We start from the raw sequence: 26252 nt of genomic DNA on the forward strand, positions 1-26252 counted from the left end.
GGGCGGAGGGCAGTCCGCCGTCGTGCCCGCCCCGGCTTCAGGGCGTACTGCTCAGGGTGTCACGCCGACCGCGAGGTCAGCACGAACCCTGGTCGGCCCAGACGGCCCAGGAGCCCGGGGCACCCGGCTGGGCGCCCGTGGAGTACCAGGTCGACTTCCACTTGTGGCCGCCGTACGACACCAGGTCGTCCGGAACGTAGGCCTGGGAGGCGCTCCACTCGGCCACGCCACCGCAGCCGCCCGGGTTGCCACCCGTGACGGTCAGCGTGTAGGTCGCCGTGTGCGAGACGCTGGTGCCCGCACCGGTCACGGTCAGCGTGTACGTGCCGGCCGCCACCGAGGAACCGATCGAGATCGACAGCGTGGCGTTCTCGCCCGCCGCGACCGAGCCCGGGCTCACCGACGCCGTCACGCCCGAGGGCGCGCCGGACACCGTGAGGCCGACCTTCTGCGACTCGCCGGCGGTCACCGAGGTGGCCACCGTCGAGGTCAGCGAAGCGCCCGCGGCCGCCGAACCCGAGGTCGGGTTCAGCACCAGGCCGAAGTCGTTGGCCGGCGGCTGACCGCCCACGGTCAGGTTGTACGTGACCGAGTGCGAGACCGTGCCCGCGGTGCCCTTGACCGTGATCGGGTACGTGCCCGGGGCCGCCGAGGACGACGCCGACACCGAGAGGGTGGCGGACGAGCCCGAGGTGACCGTGCCCGGCGAGACGGAGGCCGTCACACCGGAGGGCTGGCCGGACACCGTGAGCGTGACGCTCTGCGCGGTGCCGGTCGTGGTGGTGGTGTTGACCTGCGCCGTGGCGTTGCCGCCCTGCTGGACCGTGCCCGAGGACGGGTTCAGCGCCAGCGAGAAGTCGTTCTGCTGGGTCGGGGTGCAGGTGGCCTCACCGGACTGCGCGGCGACGCTGATCGCGTTCCACGCGGCCTTGGTGCTGTTGAACAGCGCGCAGGTCGGGTCGAGGGTCTTGGCCGCGGCCAAGGTGCCGACGCGGTAGCGCGCGTGGTTCTGCGACGAGGTCTTCTGCAACATCGCGTTGTAGAAGATCTGGCCGGCCTTCTGGATGCCGACACCCGTCACCGTGGAGTTGTTGCAGGTCGGGCTCGACGCCGAGCCCTCGGCCAGCAGGTAGAACCAGTGGTTCAACGGACCGGCCGCCGCGTGCACCTCGGTGTTGGGGATCGAGGAGCTGTAGCAGTTCGGGTCGTTGTTGACCTGCGACGGGTTCTGCATGTTGCGGATCGGGCCGTTGCCGACCAGGTTCACCGACTCGCCGACGGTGTAGTCCGGCTTGTCGTACGGCGCCGGCTGGTTGGCGTACGCCTCGGTCAGCGCGCCGAAGATGTCGCCCGTGGCCTCGCCGAGGCCGTTCTCGCGACCCGCGCCACCCGGGGTGTACTGGTCGATCGCGTGGCCGTGCTCGTGGCCCACGACGTCCATCGACGCGATCCACTGGTTCGCGTTGTTGTGACCGATCTCGATGTGGTCACCGGTCCAGTACGCGTTGACCTGGTTCAGGCCGACCTGGACCTGCACACCGCGGCCGTTGCCGTCGATGCCGTTGCGGCCCAGCCAGTTCTTCAGCATGTCCCACTCTTTTTGAGTGGAGTACAGCGTGTCGGCGCAGCCGGTTTCCTTGCTGGTGGCGTTGCCGGTGCCGAAGACGTTGTTGCTCTTGGTGAACGGCTGCTTGGTCGAGATGTCCACACAGGACAGACCCGGCCGGGTGGAGTCCACCGTCTGGTTGTTGCTGGTGTCGATCGTCAGCGGGTTCGGGCCGTTCCACTGGCTGTTGGCCTGACCCGCGCGGACGTCGTCGTACTCGTCCACGACGGCGCCGCTGCGGGCGTCGACGAAGACGTGGAGCCGGCTGGGCGTGTTGTCGGCCTTGTGGCCGGCGACGATCGTCTCGTACACCAGCGTGCCGGTGCCGCCCGCGAGCACGGACAGCTTGGCGCTGTCCACCTTGTCGACCTGCGCGAGGCGGGCCTTCGAGATGCCCTCGGCCTTCGCGCCGTCGAGCTTCGGGCTGGTGCTCACCGCGAGGCCGCCGCGGTTGGCCGCGACCGTGTTGAGGACCTTGCCCGTGTCGTCGGTCGTGACGACCGCGTCCCCGCCCACGACCGGGAGACCCTTGTAGGTCCGGTCGTAGGAGACGTAGAACAGGTCCTTCTTGCCCGGGATACCGCCGGTGTAGGTGGTCTTGCGGACGAACTGCTCGTCCGGACCCTTGGCGAGCGCGTCGAGGCCGCTGGCAGCGGCCTTGTCGGCCGCCGCGGCGGCCAGGGCCACCGGGGGCGTCGCAGCGGCGGGCGCGGCGGCAGGGGCCGCTTGTGCCGCGCTCACCACCTGGACGGACAGGGCCGCGAGTGCCGCGGCCAGGTAGATGCCGAAATTGCGTTTCACGCCAGCTCCTCAGGCAGGCAGGGAATACCGAGAACTCGGGACGTGAATGTATGAGCCTCCGAATAACTCCGTCAACGAAAAAGGTCGGCCGTCCGACTTCCGTAGGACCTCCTGGCGGCGCTTAACAATTGCCAGTACCCGGCCGCCCGGGTGGAATCGACCTGTTCCATCCGATAAACATAACCGCAGGCCCGGCCTGTCATAACCTGAAGGCCATACGGTGCGTGTTATGCCGCCGAACGCGCTACGAGTAACTATTCGGCCGTTTTCCTACCTAATTCGACCGACCATTCGGGCGCGTTACGCGGAGTAGACGGCGCCGACCACGGACAGCCAACGCGGATCGGCGCCCGCCGGCGTCACGACGAGTCGGTTCGGGGTGTAGCCGAACGCGATGCCCCGGTCCGGGTCGGCGAACGCGAGCGCGCCGCCCGCGCCGGTGTGCCCGAACGCGCGCGGGTTGGGCGAGTAGGGCCGCAGTTCGTTGGGCAGCATGTAGCCGAGGCCGAACCGGGTGCGCCCGCCCAGCACCTCGTCGACACCGTCGCTGTGCGGCGCCGCGGCCCGGTCCAGCACGTCGGCGGGCAGCAGCTCGCCGATGCGGCCGTAGAGGGCCGCGAGGGCGCGCGCGGTGGCGTGCCCGTTGGCCGCCGGGATCTCGGCCTGCCGCCACCGGGCGCCGTTGACGTCCGGCGCGCCGAGGTCGAGCGGGTTCGCGAACGCCTTCAGCACGATCTCCGACGGCGGCAGCGCGGACGCGACCGGCTCGGGCGCGAGCACGTCGGCGGGGTCGCCGGGACCGGGCCACCCGATGGTGACGCCGAGCGGCGCGACGAGGTCGCGGACCCGGCTGCCGGTGACCCGGCGGAGCACCTCGCCGACCAGCCAGCCGAAGGTGAGGGCGTGGTAGCCGTGCCGGGTGCCGGGTTCCCACCAGGGTTCCTCGGCGGCGAGGGCGGTCGTCATCGCGTCCCAGTCGTAGTGGCTGCCGACCGGCAGCGGTGCGCGCACGGCGGGCAGCCCGGCCTGGTGGTCCAGCAGCTGCGCCACCGTCACCTCGGCCCGGAACTCCGGCCAGTACCGGGCGACCGGCGCGTCGAGGTCGAGCGCACCGGTCGCCACCAGCCGGTGCGCCACCGTCGCCAGCACGCCCTTGGTCACCGAGAACACGTTCACCGCCGTGTCGGGCAGCCAGGGCTCGACCTGGTCCGCGTCCCGCGTGCCGTGCCAGACGTCGACCACCACCCGGCCGTCGACCCGCACGCACAACGCCGCGCCGCCCGCGCCCACCCCGTCGCGGAAGGCGTCGACCACACCCCGGAAAGCCGGATCGCACAACATCGTCCCACATCCTCAACCTGAGTTGCTCAACTGAGGTTGAACATGTCAGCATCCGGCACGTGGAGTCAAGCCCCGACCTGACGTTGCTGTTCACGGCCCTGAGCGCGGCCTGCGACACCGAGGTGCGCGAGCGGATGGCCCGTGCCGGCCACCCCGACGTGCGGACCGTGCACGGGTACGTGTTCCAGCACCTGCTCGTGGGCCCGGCGCGGATCACCGACCTGGCCGACCTGCTCGGCATGACCGCGCAGGGCGCGTCGAAGGTGGTCGCCGAGATGGAGCGGGTGGGGTACGCCAAGCGCACCACCGATCCGCAGGACAGCCGGGTGCGCCAGGTCAGCCTGACCGAGCACGGCCGGGACGCGGTCGAGGCGGGCCGCGCCGCGCGCGCGGAGGTGACCCGGAACCTGTTGGCGCACCTGGAGGACGGGGGTGACGCGCTGGTCGGCGGTCTGGACCTGCTGGCCCACCGGACCGGTGCCCTCACCGCCCTGCTCGCCCGCCGGCTGCGCCCCCACCCACCCGTCGGTTAGGGCGGTTCCGGGTCGCGCGGATCGGCGGTTCGGCGGCCCGGTGCGCGGCCTTCCGGGCGGGCACGGCACCCGGTCACCCGCGGCGAGGTGACGACCCGCTCGGTGGCGACGGCGATCGCGGTCCGCGAGGACCCCGGGCGCCGGAACGGGAGTCGGCGGGTCGGCGAACCGCCCGCCGAACGCACCCCGTCCTAGGCGCCCTGCTCCTGCTCCACCTGGCGGTTCCACTCGGTCTTGCCCGCCTGCCAGCCGTCCTCGTCCCGGCCGACCCGCCAGTACCCGGAGATCGACGTCCGCTCGCGCGGCACCTTCCGGTCCACCCGCAGATGACCGCGCAGCCCCTTCACCATGTTCGCCTCGCCGTGCACGAACACCTGGACGTCACCCTCCGGGAAGTCCAGCGCCCGCACCGCGTCCACGACCCGCTCGCCGCGCGGCCGGTCGCCCCGGTGCAGCCACACCAGCTCGACGTCGCCCGCGCTCGTCACGGACTGCTCGTCCGCCGCCGTGTCGACCTCCACGAACGCGAACGCCCGCGCGCCCGCCGGCAGTGCCTCCAGCGCGGCCGCGATCGCGGGCCACGCGCTCTCGTCGCCGGCCAGCAGGTGCCAGTCGGCGGCCTCGGGCGCGTACCCGCCGCCGGGGCCGGAGAAGTGCAGCAGGTCGCCGGGCTGGGCCTTGGCCGCCCACGGGCCCGCGACGCCGGTGTCGCCGTGCACGACGAAGTCGATCCACAGCTCGCCGGACTCGGCGTCCCACTTGCGGACGGTGTAGGTGCGGGTCCGCGGCCACTGCTCGCGGGGCAGGGTCTCGCGGATCACCGCCAGGTCGAACGGCTCCGGGTAGACCACGTCTTCCAGGGGGAACAACAACTTCACGTAGCTGTCGGTGTAGGGGCCGGTGGCGAACTCCGCCAACCCCTCGCCACCGAGCACGACCCTGATCATCTCGGGCGCGATCCGCTCGGTGCGCACCACCCGCCCGCTCTTGGTACGGGACATCCTGCTCCTCGGGAGAAAACCGTGAGGTGCTCATGCACCTGGTGTCACCGTACGCTAAGGCTAGCCTTACTTAGCCGGTCGAGGGTGCGCGAGATTTCCCCGGCCACGACCCGGGACGCGCGTTCGGGGTCCCGCGCGCGGACCGCGTGGACCAGCGCGGAGTGCGCCTCGTCGCCCGGGTTCGTCTCCGACCGGCGAAGATCCAGCAGTGCCACCAGGTCGACCAGACCCTGGCGGAGCACCGGGACGAAGCCCGCGAACAGGTCGGTCAGCACCGGGTTGTGCGCGGCGGCGACGACGGCCGCGTGCAGGGCGATGTCGGCGTCCACGAACGCGGCGTCGTCCTCGGCGGCGGCTCGGGTCCGGGCGGCCAGGGCCGCGTCGAGGGCGGCGAGGTCGGTGTCCGTGCGCCGGGTCGCGGCCAGCGCGGCGGCGCGCACCTCGACCATCTCGCGCACCTCGTAGACCTCGGCGACGGCGGCCCGGCGCAGGCGGTCCACCCAGGGCTCGGCCGGTTCCCGCGCGGTGACGAACACGCCCGCGCCCTGCCTCGAACGCACGACGCCCGCCGACGCCAGCGCGCGCAGCGCCTCCCGCACGGTCGACCGCCCGACGCCGAGTTCGGTCGCGAGGGTGGTCTCGCCGGGCAGCTTCGCGCCGACGGGCCACTCCCCCGCGCCGATCCGGGCCAGCAGTCGCTCGGCGGCCTGGTCCGCCAGCAGGTTCGGTTTCAGCACCACGTCACTCCGCAGGTTGTCTGACAAGCTGACCTGTGGCATCGTACCGCCTCGTGACGCTTCGCGGCCTTCTCCTCGGCAGCCGCGGCGGGGCCTGACACGACCGGCACCCCGCCGCGGGGTGCCGTGCCGCCGGTCGACTCGTTGGATTGTTCAACAACCATCTCGTCCCAACGTTCTATCGCCCCCTTGTTGAACAATCCCCTCGCCCGAAAGCAGGGATCACCGTCATGCCCATCGCACCTCCGCCCGCAGACGCGCCGTCGTGGAACCCGCAACGCCCGAGCCGCATGCCGAGCCACCGCTACCGCCCGATCTGGGACCGGGTGCCCGTGCCGACGCCCGGCGCCGACCGAGGGTGGCCGGACCGCCGGGTCACCCGGGCGCCGCTGTGGGTGCCGGTGGACCTGCGCGACGGCAACCAGGCGCTGGCCGAGCCCATGGACGCGCCGCGCAAGCAGCGGTTCTTCGACCTGCTGGTGTCGTTGGGGTTCAAGGAGATCGAGGTCGGCTACCCGTCCGCGAGCCGCAGCGACTTCGAGTTCGTCCGCTCGCTGCGCGACCTGCCCGACGACGTGACACCCGTGGTGTTCACCCCGGCCCGCGCGGACCTGGTGGAACGCACCTTCGAGTCGATCGCGGACTTCCCGCGCGCCGTGGTCCACCTCTACACCGCGACCGCGCCGGTGTGGCGCTCGGTGGTGCTGCGCCGCGACCGGGCCGAGGTGACCCGGATGGTGCGCGACGCGGCGGGGTTGATGGCGAAGCTCGCCGCGGACACCGTGCGGTTCCAGTTCTCGCCCGAGGTGTTCAACCTGACCGAGCCGGACTTCGTGCTCGACCTGTGCGACGGGTTGACCGACCTGTGGGACGCCTCGCCGGACCGGCCGGTGACCCACAACCTGCCCGCGACGGTCGAGGTCGCGACACCGAACGTGTACGCCGACCAGATCGAGCACCTGCACCGGAACCTGGCGCGGCGCGAGTCGGTGGTGCTGTCCGTGCACCCGCACAACGACCGGGGAACCGGGGTGGCGTGCGCGGAGTTGGCGGTGCTGGCGGGTGCGCAGCGGGTCGAGGGCTGCCTGTTCGGCAACGGCGAGCGGACGGGGAACGTGGACCTGGTGACGTTGGCGCTCAACCTGCACGCGCAGGGGGTGGACCCGATGGTGGACTTCTCCGACGTCGACCGGGCGCGGGCCGTGGTCGAGGAGTGCAACCGGCTGCCGGTCCACCCGCGGCACCCGTACGCGGGCGAACTCGTCTACACGGCGTTCTCCGGGACCCACCAGGACGCGATCGCCAAGGGGTTCGCCGAGCACGCCCGACGTGCCGCGGAGCTGGACGTGCCCGAGGCGCAGGCGCCCTGGTCGGTGCCGTACCTGCCGATCGACCCGGCCGACGTAGGCCGCGACTACGAGGCGGTGATCAGGGTGAACAGCCAGTCGGGCCGGGGCGGCGTGGCCCACCTCCTCCGCGCCCACCACGGCTACGACCTGCCACCGGCCCTGCGCGCGGACTTCGCGAAGGTCGTCCAGCACTTCACCGACGACACGGGCCGCGAGGCCACCCCCACCGACCTCCTGACCCTGTTCCGCGCCGAGTACGTCGACGCGCCGATCCCCGACATCGCCGAACGCCACGACCACCCGGAAGCCACCTACCTCCGCTCGACCACCGGCCACTGGTCGGTCCGGTGACCCGCCCCGTCGGCCGGCGGACCACACCCACCGCACCCCTCCGCCGGCCGACGGGAACACGCGAAACGTCAAATCGTTCAACAATCCCACAAGAGAACAAAAGAACAAGGGGTCGCCCAAGCTGTTGTCCCATCAGAGAAAAGTAGGATTGTTCTACAAGAGAACAACAAGCGGCGAGCCTGAGAAAGCCGCGCGATCGAGCCCAGGGCAGCAACCCGCAGGCCCCGCTTGAGAACGACCGCAGAACGGCCTGCGGCGCCACGCCGAGCGGGGCAGCAAGCAGTGCAGGGCATACGAGGCCTTCCGGGGGCTGCACGCGGGACTGGGCTACGCCTAGGGGGCGACCAGGGCGGCGCGGGGACCGAGGCCATGAGGGTCCGGGTACCGAGCGGGGGCGCCCCGGAGGGCGCGGGGTCCAGGGGCCGTGCGGGGCGGTGAGGCGGTGCGGGGCGGGGTCGGTGCAGATCCAGGGGCCGTGCGGGTCGGCAGTGGGGTGCGGGTCGGCAGTGGGGTGCGGGTCAGGAGCGGCGCAGGGCTCGGCCGCGGGTGGTGCGCAGCGCGGCAGTGCAGGCGGTGCGGGCGCTGGCCCTCCGCAGGCGGGTGGGGCGCAGCGCGGCGGTGCGGGGTGCGGGCGGGTGGGGTGGTGGGGGGGGCGGCGCGGCGGTGTGGGGGTGCCGGGGGTGCGCAGCGGTGCGGGAGCGGGGGCATCCGGGGGCGCTCCCTAGGAGCTGGCCGCAGGCTCTACCCCAGGTTCAGCCATTCTGCGGTTGATGAGACGCGGTTGTACTACCCGCGGTCCCAGCTAGCAGGACCGCGGCGGGTTGTGCAACGACTCGATGCGCAGTGCTCGAAGCGGCAGTGCTCGAAGCGGCAGTGCTCGCTCCAGTGGTGCTCGACGCGGCAGGTTTTGGAGCTCTGGTCGAGGATGCGTGCCGGGGTGCGCCGAGCTGGCGCACGGCGCGCGCCGGAACAACCTGCGGGCTGGACCGCGTCGCGGGCTCAGCCCTGGGGCTTGCCGGAAGGCGCACCCGGGGATCCGCCGTGCGGCGGCCTGCGTACCTCGCCTCGAGAGGGCGCCGGGGCTCCGGTCGGCGGCACGCCCTGGGCCGCACCGGGGATCGCGGCAGCGGTCGTGGCAGCGGTTGTGGCGGGGATCGCGGCGGAGGTCGTGGCGTCGGCTGCGGCTTGGGCGAGGCGTTCGTGCAGGCGTTCGCGGATCTCGTCGGGGGTGTACGCGCGGCGTTTGCGTTCCGCGCGGGCGATGACGACTCCGGTGGCGGTGACGCCCGCGATACCGGCCAGTCCGAGGAACTTCCACCAGCGCATCCGCCTAGGCTACCGGCATGGGCGGGACGGCGATCGGGCTCGACGAGGCGGTGGAGGTCACCCGCACCGGCGACGTGTGGTTGTTCCGGGGCAGTTCCCCCGCCGACCGGGCGATCCGGGTCACCACGAACAGCCCGGTCAACCACGTCGGCATGGCCGTGGTGCTGGACGACCTGCCGCCCCTGATGTGGCACGCCGAGCTGGGCCGCTCCCTGCCCGACGTCTGGGCCGGCACCCACCAGCGCGGCGTGCAGCTGCACGACCTGCGCGACGCCGTCCTGGTGTGGGCGCGGAAGTACGGCCAGTGGGCGTGGTTGCGGCAGCTCGACCACTCGCTCGACGTGGACGACGCGGTGCTCAGGACGATCGCGCGGTTGGACGGCACGCCGTTCCCCTCGACCGCCCGGCTGGCCTCGCGGTGGCTGCGCGGCCGGGTGCCGAACCTGCGCCGGCAGACCGGGGGCACCCTCGAAACCGCCTACTGCGCCGAGGTCGTGGCCGTCACCTACGAGGCGATGGGGCTGCTGCCCGCCGGCCGCCGCGCGAACTGGTACGACCCCGGCCGGTTCTGGAGCGGCGACGAGTTGGACCTGCTGGGCGGCGCGGTGCTCGGCGAGGAGATCGCGGTGGAGGTCCCGCCGGGGTGAGCGTCGTGTTCGGGTCCGGTAAGGACGGTCGCCCGGCACCGGACCCCCTGGTACTCCTCGATCCCATGCGAACGCTGATCGTCCTGCTCCTCCTGCTCGCCGGGTGCTCCCCCGCGCGCCCGACCACGAGCCCGGACCACGAGCACCACGTCACCTCGGGCGGGATCGAGCGGACCTACCGGGTGCACGTGCCGGCGGGCGCGTCCGGTCGGCTGCCCGTGGTGGTCCTGCTGCACGGCGGCGGTGGCGACGGCGAGCAGGTGGCCCGCCAGACCGGCATGTCCGCCGCCGCCGACCGGGCCGGGTTCGCGGTGGTCTACCCGGACGGCACCGGGCGGACGGCGCTGCTCAGCTGGAACGCGGGTCGGTGCTGCGCCTACGCCCAGCGCGAGCACGTGGACGACGTCGCGTTCCTGTCCACCGTGCTGGACGAGGTGCTCGCCGGCTACCCGGTCGACCCGACCCGGGTGTTCGTCACCGGCATGTCCAACGGCGCGATGATGGCCTACCGGCTGGGGTGCGAGCGGTCCGACCGGATCGCGGCCATCGCGCCGGTGTCGGGCGCCCTGAACGTCGACCCGTGCACGCCCACCCGCCCGCTCTCGGTCCTCGCGATCCACGGCACGGCCGACGAAGCCGTGCCGTACCAGGGTGGAACGCCGATCCGACAACCCACCGGCACCGACCCGTGGGTCAACACCTCGGTCGCGGACTCGATCGGGTTCTGGGCCCGGCACGACCACTGCGCGGGGCGACCCGAGGACACCAGGACCGGCGCGGTGACCGTGACCAGGCAGGTCGGGTGCGCCGACGACCGCCAGGTCGTCCTGTACACAGTGGACGGTGGTGGTCACGCCTGGCCGGGCGGCACGACCACCCGCACCGGCGCGGACCCGGCGCCACCGCTGCCGATCGCGACCGACGTGGTGCTGGACTTCTTCGCCCACGTGCCCGGCCGCTGACCGAACGGCCCAGTCCCGCTGAGCCCACCGGCCGACGAGGTGCCGATCGGGTGGTTCACCCCGGATACCGCCTTTTTGGGGATTGCGGGCAGGTTCCCGTCGTTAAAGTCCTGCCTTCGTCGGGGGTGGAGGAGGCTGACGGGTGTTCGTGGGGCGGACCGCGCTGCTGGGGCTCGTGGACCGGACGGTGGGCGCGGTGCCGAGAGCCGGCGCGCCACCGGTGCTGGTGGTCGAGGGGTGCGGCGGGTCGGGGAGGTCGGCGCTGCTGCGCCGGGTGCACGACACGTGGTGCGGCGCGACGCCCGCGGTGCTGGTCCGGCCGCGCGAGTTCCGGCACGCCGAGGACCGCGCGATCCGACCGGTGCTGGCGGCGGTCGTGCTGGGGTTGGCGCTGAACGACGTGGACGAGCTGGCGTTCGAACGGGTGCTGCTCGCGCAGATCGCGATCGCCACCGACACCACCGGCCTGACCCACGCGGACGCGGTGACCAGGCTCGAGGACCGCACCCAGGAGCACCGCGACCGGGCCGCGCTGATCGGCCTGGTCGAGGAGATCGTCACGGTCGCGGGCACGTTGGCGGGCAACGTCGGCGCGCCGGGCTCGGCCGAGGTCGCGCCCGCCGTCGCGCGCCGGGTCGCCGAACGCGTCGTCGCCGCCCTCCAGCGCACCCGCCGGTTCGCCTGGAGCCCGGAGGCGCGGGCGTGGTTCGGCCACCAGGACCAGGGTTTGGCCCTGCACCCCGAGCACGCCCGGCTCCAACTCGGCGTGCAGGCCCGCAGCGACGCGCCCGCCGTGCGCCGTGGCGTGGACGACGTGCTGATCGCCGCGTTCCTCGCCGACCTCCGGCACGGCCTGACCGATCCGGGCGCGAACGCCCTGGTGCTGCTGGACGACGGCGACGTGCCGTCGGCGACCGCGTTCACCGGCGCGCTGCTGCGCGTCCGCCGCACCCTCGCCGACGCCTCGACCACCGTGCCGCCCGACCCGCTCGCGCTGATCACCACGAGCGGCGGCGCGCTCGCCGCGGAGCTGGCCGACCTGCCCGCGCCCGCGCACCGGCCCGAGTCCGCCGCCGACGGGCAGGCGTTCGGCCTGTGGGCGCGCGTCACGAGCGAGGACCTGAAGGACACCAACGTGGTCCAGCTCGCCCGCAACCACCTGTGGCCGGACCGGTTGGCCGCGGAAACCGTCGGATTGGCCGTGCACAAGCTGACCCGGGGTCACCCGGCCGCGACCGACGCGGTGCTGCGCGGGCTGCGGGCCGAGCCGGACCTGGTCGACGACCTGGGCTCGTTGCTCGACCGCGCCGGGCTGGACCGCAGGCTGCTGCTGGTGTTCGTCCGCGGCACGGGCGCCGACCACGACGACGACACCCTGCTGCACGCGTTGATCACCACGTCCGCCGCGCGCACCCGGCGGGAGGCCCGGGCGCTCGCGCCGCTGCTGCCGGAGTCGCTCACCACCGAGTCCGCCCTGTTCTCCCCCACCCTCTGGCCCGCGGGCCGACTGCACCCGCTGGCCCGCTACCTGGGTCTGCGCGCGCTGGCCGCACGCGCCGAGACCGGGTGGCGCGGGGTGTTCGCGCTGCTGCGCGACGAGGCGCCGGACGACGCGGGCCGGTTGCACCACGCGCGACTGCTCGGCGACCGGGCCGAGGTGGCGGCCGAGCTCGCCGACCGGCTGCCGACGTCGCCGACCGACGAGTGGCTGGCGCTGTTCGACGCGGTGGTGTCCACACCGGACCCGAGGGACCGCGACGTGGACGCGATCCGCGGCGGCGACCAGCCGGGCACGACCGCGGGCCACCTGACGCGGTTGCTGGGCGTGGTGCCCGCGATCGAGGACGACCCGTGCGTGCCGCACGACGTGCTGCGCACCCGGCTGTACCCGCACGCGGGCCACGGTTTCCGCAGGCTCGCCGACACCGCCCGCGACCCGGCGCCGCTGATCCTGCGCGCCCAGCGCTACGAACGCCACGGAAGGACCCGAGGGTGAGGACCGATCCGCCCCGCCACCTGTACCTGATCCTGCCCAACCCGCGTCGGCGTCGGCGGCGGGCCGGCGACTGGACCCGGCTGGTGCTGGCCGTCGCGCTGGTCGTGGTCGCCGGCACCGGCGCGTGGTGGGGCCCGTTCCTGTGGCGGCGCTGGGGGTGCGCGGACGGCGCGCTGCCGTCGGCCGCGGTGTGGGGTTCGGCGGGCGAGTGCGTGGGCCTGACCGAGGGCCCGTACGCGTTCGGGCTGCCCGAGTTCGCCGCCGTGCTGGGCGTGATCGACGCGCAGAACCGGGCCGCGGCCGACCGGTGCGGCGGCACGCCCGCCACCGTGGGCGTGCTGATGACCATGACGGACCAGTTCGCGGGCGCGCGGGCGGTGCACGAGCTGGAGGGCATGGCGGCCGCGCAGGCGCGGGCCAACGGCACCGCGTGCCTGCACCCGACGCGGCTGCTGGTGGGCAACGTGGGTCGGTACGACGGCACCTCGACGGCGGTCGACGTGGCGCGCGCGATGGCCGCGCGGCCCGAGGTGGTGGCGGTGGCGGGTGTCGGGTTGAGCCACCAGAGCTCGGCCGAGGTCGCGGACCTGCTGGCGGCCGACCGGATCCCGATGGTGTCGGACCTGATCACCGCCGAGGGGTTCGACCAGGAGGGCTCGCGCGCGGACGACCCTGGTTTCCAGACCTGCGACCGGGGCACCACCTACCGGGACGGCGTCGGCGAGGACTACTTCCGCCGGGTCGCGTTCCGGGCCGCCGCGCAGATCGCCGAGCTGCACCGGCTGGTGCCCGCGCGGCCGGACTTCCTGATGGTGCCGACCGGCGGGTCCGACCCGTACACGTGCACCGCGCTCCCGTTGATGCAGCGGGGGTTCGGGGGCGAGGTGCCGGCGGTGAAGTTCGACGCGCAGGACCCGAGCACCGTGCCGCAGACCGCGCGCCGGGTGTGCGCGAAGTCGGGGGCGGTGACCGTCGCCTACATCGCGCGCGGCCGCGACCTCGGGCGGTTCCTGTACAGCCTGGACGAGGCGTTCGGGGCGGGCCAGTGCCCGGCGGAGTCGATCACGGTGCTGAGCACGTCGGACGGCAACCGGGTGCGCGCGGTCGAGTCCGACCCGGTGCTGGAGGACCTGCGGGTGAAGGCGCTGGGCTCGGGCACGTTCGCCGACGGGCGGGTGCGGCTGGTGCTGACCCTGGTGGCGGGCGCGGACGCGTCCACACCGGACGCGCCGGGGTACGCCGAGTTCGAGAAGACGTTCACCGGCGCGGGTTTCGACCTCGCGCACACCGACGACGGGTGGGCGGTCAACGCCTACGACGCCCTGACGACGGTGTCGCACGCCCTGCGCGCCCTGCCCGCCGGCCGCCCGGTCGCCCGCGGCGGAGTCGCCACCGAGATGGGCTTCGCGAACTCACCCGACCGCGCGGTGCCGGGCGCGGGCGGCCCGATCACGTTCGACAACGCGGGCAACCGCACCGACGCCCCACCCGTGGTCCGCCTGTGCCCACTGCCCCCGCCGACCGGCGACCACCCGGCACGGGTGACGAGCGTGCCGGTCCACACCCCCGGCACTCCCGCCACCTGCTGACCCGGACCGACGGGATCGTAGAGCAAGAGGATCGATCAACAATCCTCTAACGACGCGACACTCAGCCGCCGAGGCAGCGAAACCGCGCGACTAACCGCCCAGCCGAACGACCAGCCGAACGACCAGCCGAACGACCAGCCAAATCGTAGAACGAAGGGATCGTTCAACAATCCCCTCAAAGGGGTGTGGGGCTTCGCGGTTGGGCGCGGGCGAAGTGGTGCGGGCTAGGTGGGTGCGGGCGAAGTGGTGCGTTCAGCCTGGATCACCTACCCCGCCTCGCGACCGGCGAGCGGTCCGGGCGACCTGCATCTCCTGACTGTCGAGTCGGCCGGCGCGCGAGCGGCCGGCACGCCCCGCCCGCGCCTTATCCGCCGGCGGCCGGCGGCCAAGATGGTCGGCTCACCTTGTCTGCCGGCGTCCGGGCGGTCCGCGATTGGGTGGTCGGCTACTTCTGTTTGCAGCGGCGTTTGTCGACGGCCATGCCGTGCCTGACACCGAACCGGTTGGAACCCCGGCAGCTGGCACCGCCCGCCCAACGTTCGGCCCGCCGCCGAGGCCGCGCCGGGCCTGCTGCCGAAGCCGTCGGTGGGCTGGGTGATCTGCGGAGCCGGGTCGTCACCCCGTTCTGTTCGGCCGGGCCGGGTCACGTCGGTACCCGGCCAGGCCCGGCCGCGCCGTCAGCCGGCGCGGCCTGGCCCAGCCGGGCTGGGCCAGGCCGGGCCGGGCTCGACTGGGCTGGGCCGGTGCGCCGTTGGTTTGGTCGGGCCGTGTCCGGACGCGCGTGGTGACCGCGCCTCGGCCCCCGCCCGCTACACCGGACGCGGGCTGGTTACGGCGCGGGGTTCGGTCTCCGACAGTCCGCTCAGGACCGTCGGGAGTGGGGCTCGGTGGAGGACGCCCAGGCGTTGGGTGGCTCGGGTGAGGGCCACGTACAGGTCGGCGGTGCCTCGGGGGCCGTCGGCGAGGATGCGTTCGGGTTCCACCACCAGGACCGCGTCGTACTCCAGGCCCTTCGTGTCCGAGGGTGCCACCGCGCCCGGCACGTCGGGCGGTCCGATCACCACGCTGGTGCCCTCTCGGCCGGACTCCTCGCGCACGAACTCCTCGATCGCGGCCGGCAACCCGGACTCGTCCACCCGCCTCGACCACGGCCGCACGCCGCACGCCCGCACCGACTCCGGTGGCCGCGCGCCCGGCGCGAACTCGGCGAGCAGCGCGGCCGCGACGGTCATGATCTCCGCCGGGGTGCGGTAGTTCACCGTCAGCGACCGGTAGACCCAGCGACCGGGCACGTACGGCTCCATGATCGCGGCCCACGAGGTCGCGCCCGCCTCCGACCGGCGCTGGGCGAGGTCGCCGACCACGGTGAAGGACCGGCCCGGGCAGCGGCGCATCAGCACCCGCCAGTCCATTTCGGACAGTTCCTGGGCCTCGTCCACCACCACGTGCCGGTAGGTCCAGTCCCGGTCCGCCGTGGCGCGTTCGACCAGGTCCCGGGTGTCCTGCTCGAGGAACCGGTCTGCCAGGTCCTCGGCGAAGAGCATGTCCTGGGCGAACAGGTGGTCCTCGTCGTCCATCATGTCCTCGCGGCCGACGAGGTTGTCGAGCACCCGGGCGGCGTGCTCGGTGGCGGACTTGCGCTCCTGCTCGGCGGCCCGGTCGGCGGCCTTGTCCCGACCCAGCAGGTCGACCAGCTCGTCCAGCAGCGGCACGTCGGAGACCGTCCAGGCGTCACCCCGCTCGCGCCACAGCGCCGGGTCCGCGCCGGCCGCCCGCAACCGCGCCCGCGAGGAGTACAGCGTCGCCAGCACGGATTCCGGCGTCAGCACCGGCCACAGCTCGTCCAGCGCGGCGGTGAACGCGTCGGTGGCGGCGAGCTCCAGGAGCAGATCCGCGCGCATCTGCTCCCACGCGTCGCGGTCGGACCGGGTCAGCCAGCCGCGGCCGATCCGGCCGATCGCGCGCTCGGTGAGCACGTAGGTGACGATCTCGGTGAACACGGCGCGCGCCTCGTTGTGCGGCAACCCGCTGGTGCGCGCCTCGTCCCTGGCCCACTCCGCGGTCTCCGCGTCGATCCGCACCACCGCGCCGCCCAGCTCGATCGGCAGCGGGTCCTCCGGCAGCCGCTGCCGGCCCGCGACCGCGGCCGCCAGCACGTCGAGGATCTTCAGGGAACCCTTGAGCCGCGCGACGTCCGGCGCGTCCTCGGCGGTGACCAGCAGGCCCGGCACGAAACCTCCGGTGGTCGTGAACACCACGTCGGACTCGCCGAGCGAGGGCAGCACGCGGCCGATGTGGTTCAGGAACGCCGGGTTGGGCCCGACGACGAGCACGCCGTGCCGCTCCATCCGCTCGCGCTGGGTGTAGAGCAGGTAGGCGACGCGGTGCAGCGCCACCACGGTCTTCCCGGTGCCCGGGCCGCCCTCGATCACCAGCACGCCGGGGTGGTCGAGCCGGATGATCTCGTCCTGCTCGGACTGGATCGTCGCGACGATGTCGCGCATGCCCTCGCCGCGCGGCGCGTCGACGGCCGCGAGCAGCGCCGCGTCACCCCGCTCGCCGCCGCCGGGCCGGCCGAGCACCTCGTCGGTGAAGTCGACGACCTGCCGACCCCTGGTGTGGAACTGGCGGCGGCGGCGCATGTTCTCCGGGGTCGCCGCGGTGGCGACGTAGAACGGGCGGGACGCGGGCGCCCGCCAGTCCAGCAGCACGGGCTCGTAGTCGTGGTCCGGGTCGAAGAGGCCGATCCGGCCGATGTACGAGTGCTCGCCCGACAGGGTGTCCAGCCGGCCGAAGCACAACCCGTTCTCCCCGACGTCGAGCCGCTTCACCTCCTTGGCCGACGTGCGGACCTGGACGTCGCGCTCCATCGGCGTGCCGCCGGTGCCGAGCAGCGCCGCGTCGAACTCCGCCTTCACCCGCGCGCGTTCGGCGTCGAGCCGCGCGTAGAGCCCGGCGACGTGGCGCCGCTCGGAGCGCAATTCCTCTTCGTACCCCTGAGTTGACACAAGCCCCTCACAGCGTTTAAGCTCAGCTTAGGTTCGGCGGGTTCTCCACGCATTCCTGGAGAGCACGCCGATTTTCTATGGTCCCCCGCCTGTCAAGTCCCGGCCTCGACCCGGCCCGGAAAACGGCACTCGACCGGCCGTTTCCGCACCCGGGCGGCGGCACCGCGCGGCGACCGTCCACTCCCCCAGCTTCGCATCCGGCCGACCCGCGCGCCCCACCGCGAGGTCGTGGACCGCGCCACCTGAGCACGCCGTCGGCGGCCACCGGAAAAGCGGCAGGACAGGACAGCGGAATGCCAGTAGAAAGACAATTCCTGTCGTCCGCTGACCATTCCCGGTGACCGCACTACCGTTGACCGCATCCCCGCTTCACAAGAGCACGAAAACCCGACGGTGTGTCGATGGGAAATTCGGTGAACGACGAAAATCCGTCCTACCAGCACGGCCGGAACGACGGCAGCGGTCCGTTCTTCCAGAGCCAGTACGGTGATCAGCACATTCATCTCAACGAGGTGAAGAACCACCTGGAGAACGGTCGGCTCGCGCTGAAGGGCCGGCTCTACCCGAAAGCCGTCGCGGAACTCGAGGAGTCGCTCTCCGACGCCCGCAAGGCGACCGCAGACGACCAGCGCAAAGCCGCGCCGGACCTGGCGAACGCCCACTTCCTCGCGGCGCTGGCGCTGCTCTCCGGCCGGTCGCCCGGCGACGCGGTGCCCGAGCGGATCGAGCGGATCGAGAACCACCTGGAGCAGGCACGCGCCTACCGGGCGCCCGTGGTGACCCACCAGGCCGACGTGCTGCTGGGTCTGGTCAAGGACGGCTACTACACGGCGCACGGGATGGACCCGGGCCCACCGGCGTCCGACGTGCTCGCGGAGAGCGTCGCGGCGCTCGGGTCGACCGACCTCGAACCGCTGCTGACCCACCTCCCGCACATCGAGGGCCGCACGTGGCGCGCCGTCGTCGCGCGGGCCGCCGACCTGGGCATGACACCGGCCCTGCCCGCGGTGAAGCGCCAGACCCACCGCGAGCCGGACCCGCGGCGCGCCCAGGCCGTCCACAAGTACTTCGTGCCGACGCCGGCCGTGCGCAGCCCCGTGCCCCACCTGGTCGCGTTCGGCGGCGCGCTGCTGCTCGCGGCCTACGCCCTGTACCGGATGTCCGGGTTCGGCGCGTTCGGCCTGACCGGCCTGGTGCTGGTGGGCGCGTTCCTCGCGGCCCGGTTCGGGTGGCGGCGGTTCCGCGCCCACCGGCGTTACGCGCGGCGGCGCGACGAGGCGCTGCCCAAGCCGACCGACGCGCAGATGGACGCGTGGCTGCGCGAGGACGTGGCGTTCCTGGTCGACCAGGCGGCCGGCCGGGTGCGGCTCGACTCGCGGGTCAAGAAGCAGGGCGGCGAACTGGTCTTCCCGGTGCAGACCATCGTCGGCCTGCCCACCAAGGACATGGGCGAGCGGGTGCGGATGCGCGGCCGGCGCGGCGACGACCACCTGTGGCGGGCCAACCACTACGACGTGCTGGCGCTGTTCCTGACCAACGACGTGATCGCCGTCTACCGGTGCCTGCTCGACTTCCGGACCGGCCGCCCGGTCTACGAGGAGGTCAGCGAGCGGCACTACCGGGACATCGTGGGCGTGACGTCCAACCGGATCCCGCTCCCGCCGCACCTGGCGGAGCTGTTCCGGGCCATCGACGAGGTGCACGCCGAGGCCGGGTTCGAGGAGGAGGACAAGCGCCGGTACGCCGACCTCGCCTACGCCGAGACGTTCGCGCTGTCGATCGTCAACGGCGACGTGTTCGAGCTGAGCACCGGGTTCGGCGAGGCGGTCGGGATGCCGGACGAGGTCGCCTGGGCGGAGAACTCCCGCGCGCTCGACATCATCAAGCGGATGGTCCGGGCGCGGCACAACCCGGGCTGAGCGGACGGGGAGCGGCGGGGAACGCCGCTCCCCGCGCCGTCACAGCGTGATCGTCTGGTCGCCGGTCACGGTCGCGAACACGTGGCCGCTGCCGTGGGACACGACCTCCTGGTGGGGCGCGCCGGTCGGCCGCTCGACCCGGGCCCTCGGTCCGAGCACCGGCGCGGCGTCGCCCATCGGCGGGCGCGGGTGGGCGGCCTGGCCGGTGATCGCGCGCAGCAGGTCCTCCGCGCCCTCGACGGTGAAGGCGTCCACCGGGTAGTGGTCGGCCGTGCGGGGCTGGAGGAACAGCGGGATCTCGTCCGGGGTGTGACCCGGCAGCACCACGGGGAGGATCTTCGCGGTCCACTCGTCGCGGCGGGTGTGCAGCAGTTCGCGCAGCAGGCCCGCCTCGGCCTGGAGGCCCCGGTTCTCCTCGGCCGACACCCGGCCGTCGGCGGCGTCGCGGAACGGGGCCGACACGACGGCCAGCACGAAGTCGGCCTTCGGGATGTTCGCCAGCGCCCACCGGTACCAGTCCTGCCTGCTCGCCGGCTCCCACTGGTCGAGGCACACGTGGAGGCGCTGCGCGGCGAGGAACGTGGCGAGGTCGAGCACCTGCTGCTTGTGCCACGGCGAGTCGTGCGTGTACGACACGAACACGAACGGGACGACGTCCTCGGCCATCGGACTCCTTCTCCACCGGGCGCGCGCCGGCGTGACGCGCGAGTGGGACCGACGCTAGCAATCCGCCGAACGCCCCGGGCGAAACGCGAATTTCTGACCGGTAATAGTCCGGGAATCGACGGAAAAGCGCCGGCGGACACCGAGCGGAATCACCTCGTGCGCTCGACGGTCGACCGTCCTCCGACGATCGTGGCGGGCGTCTCGACCGGTGTCGGCAGGTGACCGTTCGGCCTGTCGACCAGTGGGTCCCGTCACCCGCGGGACTGGATTCCGCCGCGCGCCGTCGCTCCATGGTGGTCAATGGTTGGCGTGCGCGGAACGGGTTCCTACGGTCGGAGCATGGCAGCGGAAACGGGTAGGCACCGGATTCGGCGCGGCGTTCGGCGGGCCGCGGTGCGGGTGGCGGTGTCGGTGGTGGCCGTGTCGGTGTTCGCGGTCGTCGGCAACGAGTGGGCGACGTGGCGCGGCGTCGAGGCGCAGCTGACCACGCTGCCCGCCGACCTCCTCGACGGGCTGGTCGACCGGCCGGCGCGCGCGGCGGCGGCGGGCGCGCAGGACGAGCCGACGACGGTGCTGCTGATCGGCGCCGACAAGGCCGCGGGCGAGACGCTCGACCAGGCCAAGGGCGCGTCCGACACGGTGATGCTGCTGCACTTCAACGCGGCGCGCACCCGGGCCGACGCGCTGTCACTGCCCCGCGACGCGGTGCTGGGCACCCCGGACCGGGGTCCGATGCGGGTCGGCGCGATGCTGCCCGAGGGCGGCGTGCCGCTGGTGGTGGCGACCGTGGAGAAGGCCACCGGCGTCCGGATCGACCACATCACGGTCGGCGACCTGTCGTCCATCGGCGAGATCACCACCGAGGTCGGCGGCGTGCAGGTGAACAACGTCGTCGCCGGCACCGACCCGCTCACCGGCAGGCACTACCCGGTCGGCGCGCTGAGCCTGAGCGGTGACGAGGCGCTGACCTGGGCGCGGTGGATCAACGGCCTCCAGGGCGGCGACCTGGAGCGCATCGTGCACCAGCACCAGCTGCTCAACGGCGTGCGGGCCAAGCTGGGCGGCTGGGACCTGGCCAAGGACCCGGGCGTGCTCGGCCGGGTGGCCGCCACGTTCACCCGGCACCTCACCGTGGACGCGGATCTCGACCTGGACACCGCGACCGCCCTGTTCGGCGACCTCGCCCAGGTGCCCGCCGACCGGCTGCGCTACTACACCGCTCCCCTCGACCCGAGCGGGCTGCGGCTGGACGAGGCTCGGCTGAAGGACGCGGGCACCGCGTTGAACGAGGACCGCGACCTGCCGCTGACCGCCACGATCGTCCCCTAGCGTCAGTCCTTCCACGGGATCTCGTCGCGCAACCCGGAGTGCAGCGCGTAGGCGTTCTTCACCGCCGACTTCAGCGCGCCCTCCACCCACCGCCGGTGCCGCCGGTCGCACGCGTCGTTGGCGAACCACACCCGGTTCACCGGCCGGATCACGTCCTCGTAGGAGTCCTCGCTCATCTCGAACGCCCGGAACAGCGGGCCGATGCCGCAGGCGAACCAGTCGAGCGCCCAGTCCTTGTAGACGCCGTGCTCGAACGTGTCCCGCGCCTCCGGGTGGATCTTGGCCAGGTCCTCCAGCGCCTGCGCCACGCACTCGTCGCCGGCCAGCGGCGTGTACGGCATGCTGTCCTGCTCCCAGCAGTACGACGCGATCAGCACGCCCTTGCCGTACCGGGTGTCCTGGCCCGCCGGCGGGTAGACCACGTTGCGGATCGCCAGGTCCGTCACGGTCAGGCCGTGCGTGATGCCGTACGAGGTCTCCCACCAGCGTTCGCTGAACTGCATGAACAGCTTGTGCGCGCGGCCGTAGTAGGTGTTGCGGATGGCGTGCCACTTGTCCGGGTCGAGGCCCTCGATCTCCATGTGCCGCAACCCGGCGAGCGGCGCGGTCACCACGCACTCGTCGGCGGTGACGTGGTGGGCGACCTGGCCGGTGCGGTAGTGCACCTCGACGCCGCGGTCGTCCTGGTCGACGGCGTGCACCAGGGCGCCGAACCGGATGTCGTCCATGAGGAGCGGCTCGAACGCCCGCGGCAGCGCGTCGGCACCGTCCACCAGGTACACGAGTCGGCCGAAGACGTCCTCGTAGTAGTGGGAGAACCACTCGACGAGCGAGAAGTGGTAGCGGCCCTCGAGGTTGAACAGCGGGCCGAGCATGGCGAGCGCGCCGTCGGACAGCCCGCGCTCCTTGAGGTAGCCCAGCAGCGTGTACCGGTCGTAGTCGAGCAGCAGTCGCCGCCACGCGCTCGTCTCGGCCTCGCCCTCCACCACGTCGATCAGCGGTTGGACGGTGCGCCGCAACAACTCGTGCGGCGTGTGGGTCGACTCCTCCGGTCGCAGGTGGAAGGTGAACTTGCCCGCGTCGAAGTCGCCGCGGCGGACACCCTTGCCCTGGAGGAAGACGAACGTGTCCTCGTCGTACATCGGGAACGGCTTCGTCGCGAGCCCGAACCGGTCCTGGATCAGCCACTGGACCATCGGGTGCTGCGCCGGGAAGCGCATCGCGCCGAACTCGCCGTACATGTCGCCCGCGAAGCCGCGGTGCGTGAGAATCCGCCCGCCCAGCCGGTTCTGACCCTCCAGCACGACGACCTCGTGGCCCGCCTCCTTGAGCAGCAACGCGGTCGTCAGCCCGGCGATGCCCGCGCCGACCACCACGACCTTGCGGCGGGGAGCGGGGGAGTCGGGCAGTCCGTCCTTCAACAACGCCAACGTGTCCAGCACGTGTTCACCATCCCGATCGGTGCGGATCGCGGTGTTCCCCTGGCTGGCAAAACCGTACTGCGGCCGAAGAACCCCAACCATCACACGAAGGCGTGAGCACGAAAGCGTGGTCACGGGGACCGAACGGGACTGCCTGTCGCCTGACTCGCAGGTCCGTTGCCGTTCGAGGCGAGGCTCTCCTGAAGCCGCAGGTGCCGGAACTGGTACACCGCGCCGACCTGCCGGAGCACACCACGACGGTGTGCGTCCGCGAGGAAGTGGGGTAGCGCCCAGGGGAGTTTCCCCGTCAACGGCAACCAGAACCGGCACACCACCAACCACTGTCCCCACGCGGTGCCGGCGAAGGCGAACATCAGGGCGAACGTGGCCCCCAGGACCAGGCCGACACCCGTTCCGTCGGCCCGGCCGGCGCCCACCATCACGATGCCCATCCAGCACAATCCCAGCAAACTGCCCGTAACCGATGCCACGAACAGGGTGTACCGACGGTCGGTCCTGATCAATTTTGCCGGTGTCACCATCTCCCGAACGGTAGCCGGCACCCCGAGTGAACTCACCGCCGAGTACAACAAGGCGACCAGGCCGCCCAAGCCCGAAATTATCAGCAACACGTAGACCACGGAAACACCGGGAGTGAACCGGAAACCGCCTCGAAATATCCTCGACGCACCATCCCCGAGAAGCATGAAAATCATCGACAACATCCCGAATGCCCCGATCCGCACCTGCCGACCCGTCTCCCCCGTCGCAAGTACCGCACGAAAAAGACTCGACCTCGGCGTCGGCGTCGGCGGGCACTCCAGGGACCCGACCGAGAGGATGACGAAATACCAGAAAAAACCTGACACCGAAGCGGTGAACACCAGGATGTTCCCGGACTTCGCCATGAGCCAAACGCCGGCCAGGAGTCCACAAAGGGCACTCGCTACCAGAAATCGAGCACCCCGCGCTCCGTGCATCCTGAGGCACCTCGCCAGGTGACCAGGACGCCAACTCTTCGCCATCCGGTCGGAGGACAGGACACCGAATATACCCATACTGATACCTGCACCGAACCTCTCGGCAGGCCGCATCGAGCCGTATCCGAATATCACCACCGGACACACCAGAAGAGCGGTGAACAGCGCTCGCTTAAATCCCCTGCGCATCCGCGTCAAAACTCCCAACTGAAGCCTGTACGGCTCCAGTCTCCAGCCGAGAACAATTACCGAAAGGATCGCCGGAAAAGCAAACACAAAAATATTTCCAAAGCCCTTGACAAACCCGTGAGGAGAATTTGTGAGGATCGTCGTGACAACTCCGTTGACAACACTCGAAAGGATACTGATAACTGCCCCTACAATAACTCCCCGCTGCCAACCGGGAACTAGGTGCCGAAGCTTCCACCACGACAGGTCACCATTCCCTCGAACTTCCATGTGTGTGGCCAGGACGGTCAGCCAGCGCCGCGCGTCGCCAATTTCCCACTTTTTGACGTGGGGCGTTCCGGCATCCGCGACCGGATGCCCGTAGGACGCCGGGATGAATTCCCGGAGCAAAGCCTGTTCCAACTCGCGTCGGTCCGCCGACCGGAGCAGAAGCGCGGGGTCGCGGTCCGGCGAGTCACTGTAGACAGCGCGAGCGAGGCCCACCATGAGCGGCGTTCTCAACACGGTGCCCAAGGGGTCGTCGGGGTTGGCTCGTAGGTGCAGGAGCACCTCGGCCCACTTCGCTCCGCGGGCGGTCCTGGGCAAGTACTCGGCCAAGTCGTCGATGTCCAGAGGATCGACGGTGACTACGGCCGCCGAAGTCAGGACATCGGCGGCACGAACCGCGTCGGTGAATTCGGCGACCCGACTGGTGACCACCATCGGCTCCGCCGTCGTGTTCAACGCTTTCAAAGCCGCGTCGTGATGCCCGTCGGCGATCTCGTCGAATCCGTCCAGGACGGGCAGTATGCAGCCGGCCGCGACGAGCGACACCGCGAGGCTCGTACGCCCTCGACCGGGCGGTCCGAGTCCGGGGTGGTCCCGGACCAGTTGGCCGACCATCCAATCCCGGAAGGAGGTTCGGCCGGGGTCCCACGTTCCCAGGCCGAAAAGGACGGGCACCGGGCCGCCAGGAGCGCGCGATTCCAGCAGCGACAGCACAAGGCGGACCGCGAGGATCGTCTTTCCGGAGCCGGCTTCGCCGAGGAAGACCACTCGGCCCGACGGAACCCTCCGGTAGACATCGCCGATCTCTTCGAGTCCGCCGTCCAGGGCGAGCGGGCCGGGTTCCACTCCCGGAGGGGCGTTGCGGATGTTTGCCCAGTGGTCGGCGACGTCGGTCGACGTGGTGCGCCAGCGCACCGGCAGAGGGTAGGGGTCGTGCACGCGCCGGAACTCCTCTTCGCGCCGCCATTGCGCGCGCACGGCGTGGGCCAATTGATCCGACACCTCGGCCAATTGTGACGGACTCCCGACAAGGTGCACGTGCATGCCACCGTCGACCGGGCCTGTTTGCACGATCGACCCGCCGACTCGACCGGCGACCGTGTTCCGAGTCGAATGGGGACCGCCCGGATTTCCGCTCCGGATCATGGGCACCGCCTGCTCTTCCGACACGGCGACACCGTATCGGTCGAGAACGACGCCTGTCCCTCCCCTTACCTCTTTTCGACTTGTCACCGTATTTCTGCGGGACACGACGTGGAACGAGCCGAGTCGGCGGAGGGCACCGCCCCGGAGGCCGCGTCCCGACCTCCGGGGCGGTGTGGTCACACGGTGACCCGCCAGTTGGTGTTCGGGGACAGCAGTTCGAACTTCAGCGTCGAGCAGTCGTAGTCGGACGGACGGGGGTTGGTGGTCGGTTTGAGCGGCGAGTTGGTCGCCGTCGCGTCGACCCACTGGCCGCCGACGCGGAGTTTGATCGAGCTGGACTGGAAGACCGCGCCGCGGGCGTCGGAGCAGTAGTAGGCGTTGCCGGTGGCGTTGTTGTGGGTCGCGTAGATCTCGAAGATGTCCCAGCCCTCGTCGAGGGTGCTCTGGTCGGACCCGCTCTGGGTGAACAGCGCGTCCCACGCCTTCGTCTTCACGTTGTACAGCGACGCGGTCCAGGTGTTGGCGGAGGCGTTGGTGCGCACCTCCTGCACGGTGTACGCGGGGTGCCCGTCCACCGTGGTGGTGTAGTTGGCCAGGAACGAGCTGTTGATGGTCACGACCTTGGCCGGCGACACCGACCTGCACCAGTCCCACGCCCAGACCTGGGCGGCCTGGCCGAGGCCGTAGGCGGTGACGACCTCGACGCAGGAGTGGCCGGTGGGCTTCATGGTGGGCGCGTACACGACGTCGGAGGTGTTCGACAGGCGCAGCGACGGCGTCACGCTCTGGGTCACCACGAGCCCGTCCGCGCCGGAGTTCAGCTGCGGTTCGGGACCCCAGAACGTGTGCTTCTGCGCGGCGGCGGAGGTGGCGGGCGGGCGTTCGGCGGTCCGCTTCCGGCGCAGTTCCAGGAACTTGTCGGCGGCGGGCCCGGCGGCCGCGCGTGCCTGCGCGCCGACCAGTCCGGGCACCTCACCACCTCTCGGCGCGGCCGAGGCGGTGGGCGCGGCGACCGCGGCGGCGGCCAACCCGATCGAGCACAGCACGACGGACAACTTGCGCATCACGGCATTTCCTCGCGTTCGCAG

The 26252-nt window shown here is 71.9% G+C and carries 18 protein-coding genes; 8 read left to right on the forward strand and 10 right to left on the reverse strand.

Going from position 1 to position 26252, the window contains the following annotated elements; all coding sequences use genetic code 11:
- Positions 1 to 76: 76 nt before the first annotated feature.
- Both AB0G50_RS08150 and AB0G50_RS08155 read right to left on the reverse strand, forming a co-directional pair.
- Entirely contained in the window at positions 77 to 2407 is a 2331-nt protein-coding gene (locus AB0G50_RS08150) for a M4 family metallopeptidase (protein ID WP_360103613.1), read from the reverse strand.
- Between the two features lie 300 nt (positions 2408 to 2707).
- Positions 2708 to 3748, reverse strand: coding sequence for a serine hydrolase domain-containing protein (locus tag AB0G50_RS08155; RefSeq protein WP_360103615.1), 1041 nt, complete (start codon positions 3746 to 3748; stop codon positions 2708 to 2710).
- 59 nt (positions 3749 to 3807) lie between these two features.
- On the opposite strand from AB0G50_RS08155, the gene AB0G50_RS08160 reads away from it, so the two are divergent.
- On the forward strand, positions 3808 to 4281 hold the full coding sequence (locus tag AB0G50_RS08160) for a MarR family winged helix-turn-helix transcriptional regulator (protein ID WP_360103617.1): 474 nt from the start codon (positions 3808 to 3810) through the stop codon (positions 4279 to 4281).
- Positions 4282 to 4472: 191 nt separating this feature from the next.
- Here AB0G50_RS08160 and AB0G50_RS08165 read toward each other — a convergent pair whose 3' ends face one another.
- Both AB0G50_RS08165 and AB0G50_RS08170 read right to left on the reverse strand, forming a co-directional pair.
- The gene (locus tag AB0G50_RS08165) at positions 4473 to 5282 is read right to left on the reverse strand and encodes a siderophore-interacting protein (protein ID WP_360103619.1); all 810 of its coding nucleotides are present in this window, start codon (positions 5280 to 5282) and stop codon (positions 4473 to 4475) included.
- Between the two features lie 44 nt (positions 5283 to 5326).
- On the reverse strand, positions 5327 to 6046 hold the full coding sequence (locus tag AB0G50_RS08170) for an FCD domain-containing protein (protein ID WP_360103621.1): 720 nt from the start codon (positions 6044 to 6046) through the stop codon (positions 5327 to 5329).
- A 203-nt stretch (positions 6047 to 6249) separates the two neighbouring features.
- Here AB0G50_RS08170 and AB0G50_RS08175 point away from each other — a divergent pair, with 203 nt between their 5' ends.
- Complete coding sequence (locus AB0G50_RS08175; protein WP_360103623.1) at positions 6250 to 7719, forward strand: 2-isopropylmalate synthase; 1470 nt, start codon at positions 6250 to 6252, stop codon at positions 7717 to 7719.
- 999 nt (positions 7720 to 8718) lie between these two features.
- On the opposite strand, the gene AB0G50_RS08180 is transcribed toward AB0G50_RS08175, so the two are convergent.
- Entirely contained in the window at positions 8719 to 9045 is a 327-nt protein-coding gene (locus AB0G50_RS08180) for a hypothetical protein (RefSeq protein ID WP_360103625.1), read from the reverse strand.
- A gap of 17 nt (positions 9046 to 9062) precedes the next feature.
- Here AB0G50_RS08180 and AB0G50_RS08185 point away from each other — a divergent pair, with 17 nt between their 5' ends.
- From AB0G50_RS08185 to AB0G50_RS08200, 4 genes are all read left to right on the forward strand, one after another.
- A complete protein-coding gene (locus AB0G50_RS08185) occupies positions 9063 to 9692 on the forward strand; it encodes a hypothetical protein (protein ID WP_360103627.1) in 630 nt (209 codons plus the stop codon).
- Between the two features lie 65 nt (positions 9693 to 9757).
- Positions 9758 to 10654, forward strand: a complete 897-nt coding sequence (locus tag AB0G50_RS08190) for a PHB depolymerase family esterase (RefSeq protein WP_360103629.1) — start codon at positions 9758 to 9760, stop codon at positions 10652 to 10654.
- Positions 10655 to 10796: 142 nt separating this feature from the next.
- Positions 10797 to 12650 carry a hypothetical protein gene (locus AB0G50_RS08195; protein ID WP_360103631.1) on the forward strand — a complete coding sequence of 618 codons (1854 nt, stop codon included), beginning with the start codon at positions 10797 to 10799 and terminating at the stop codon, positions 12648 to 12650.
- Positions 12647 to 14239 (forward strand): ABC transporter substrate-binding protein, encoded by a 1593-nt coding sequence (locus tag AB0G50_RS08200; RefSeq protein WP_360103633.1) that lies wholly within the window; start codon positions 12647 to 12649, stop codon positions 14237 to 14239. The genes AB0G50_RS08195 and AB0G50_RS08200 overlap by 4 nt, the downstream gene beginning before the upstream one ends.
- A gap of 809 nt (positions 14240 to 15048) precedes the next feature.
- Here the strand turns inward: AB0G50_RS08200 and helR are convergent.
- Positions 15049 to 17247 (reverse strand): RNA polymerase recycling motor ATPase HelR, encoded by a 2199-nt coding sequence (gene helR, locus AB0G50_RS08205; RefSeq protein ID WP_360103635.1) that lies wholly within the window; start codon positions 17245 to 17247, stop codon positions 15049 to 15051.
- A 413-nt stretch (positions 17248 to 17660) separates the two neighbouring features.
- On the opposite strand from helR, the gene AB0G50_RS08210 reads away from it, so the two are divergent.
- Positions 17661 to 19166 carry a hypothetical protein gene (locus tag AB0G50_RS08210; RefSeq protein ID WP_360103637.1) on the forward strand — a complete coding sequence of 502 codons (1506 nt, stop codon included), beginning with the start codon at positions 17661 to 17663 and terminating at the stop codon, positions 19164 to 19166.
- A gap of 39 nt (positions 19167 to 19205) precedes the next feature.
- On the opposite strand, the gene AB0G50_RS08215 is transcribed toward AB0G50_RS08210, so the two are convergent.
- A complete protein-coding gene (locus AB0G50_RS08215) occupies positions 19206 to 19832 on the reverse strand; it encodes a toll/interleukin-1 receptor domain-containing protein (RefSeq protein WP_360103639.1) in 627 nt (208 codons plus the stop codon).
- 339 nt (positions 19833 to 20171) lie between these two features.
- Between AB0G50_RS08215 and AB0G50_RS08220 the strand changes: the two genes are divergently transcribed.
- Complete coding sequence (locus tag AB0G50_RS08220) at positions 20172 to 21161, forward strand: LCP family protein (protein ID WP_360103641.1); 990 nt, start codon at positions 20172 to 20174, stop codon at positions 21159 to 21161.
- Between the two features lie 2 nt (positions 21162 to 21163).
- On the opposite strand, the gene AB0G50_RS08225 is transcribed toward AB0G50_RS08220, so the two are convergent.
- The 3 genes from AB0G50_RS08225 to AB0G50_RS08235 form a co-directional block, all read right to left on the reverse strand.
- Complete coding sequence (locus AB0G50_RS08225; protein WP_360103643.1) at positions 21164 to 22603, reverse strand: FAD-dependent oxidoreductase; 1440 nt, start codon at positions 22601 to 22603, stop codon at positions 21164 to 21166.
- 110 nt (positions 22604 to 22713) lie between these two features.
- Positions 22714 to 24957: an NACHT domain-containing protein gene (locus AB0G50_RS08230; protein ID WP_360103645.1), complete on the reverse strand. Its 2244-nt coding sequence runs from the start codon at positions 24955 to 24957 to the stop codon at positions 22714 to 22716.
- 383 nt (positions 24958 to 25340) lie between these two features.
- Positions 25341 to 26228 carry a carbohydrate-binding protein gene (locus AB0G50_RS08235; protein ID WP_360103647.1) on the reverse strand — a complete coding sequence of 296 codons (888 nt, stop codon included), beginning with the start codon at positions 26226 to 26228 and terminating at the stop codon, positions 25341 to 25343.
- Between the last annotated feature and the right edge of the window lie 24 nt (positions 26229 to 26252).

Origin of the sequence: Actinosynnema sp. NPDC020468, assembly GCF_040642015.1 — a bacterium.
Taxonomy (GTDB): Bacteria; Actinomycetota; Actinomycetes; order Mycobacteriales; family Pseudonocardiaceae; genus Actinosynnema.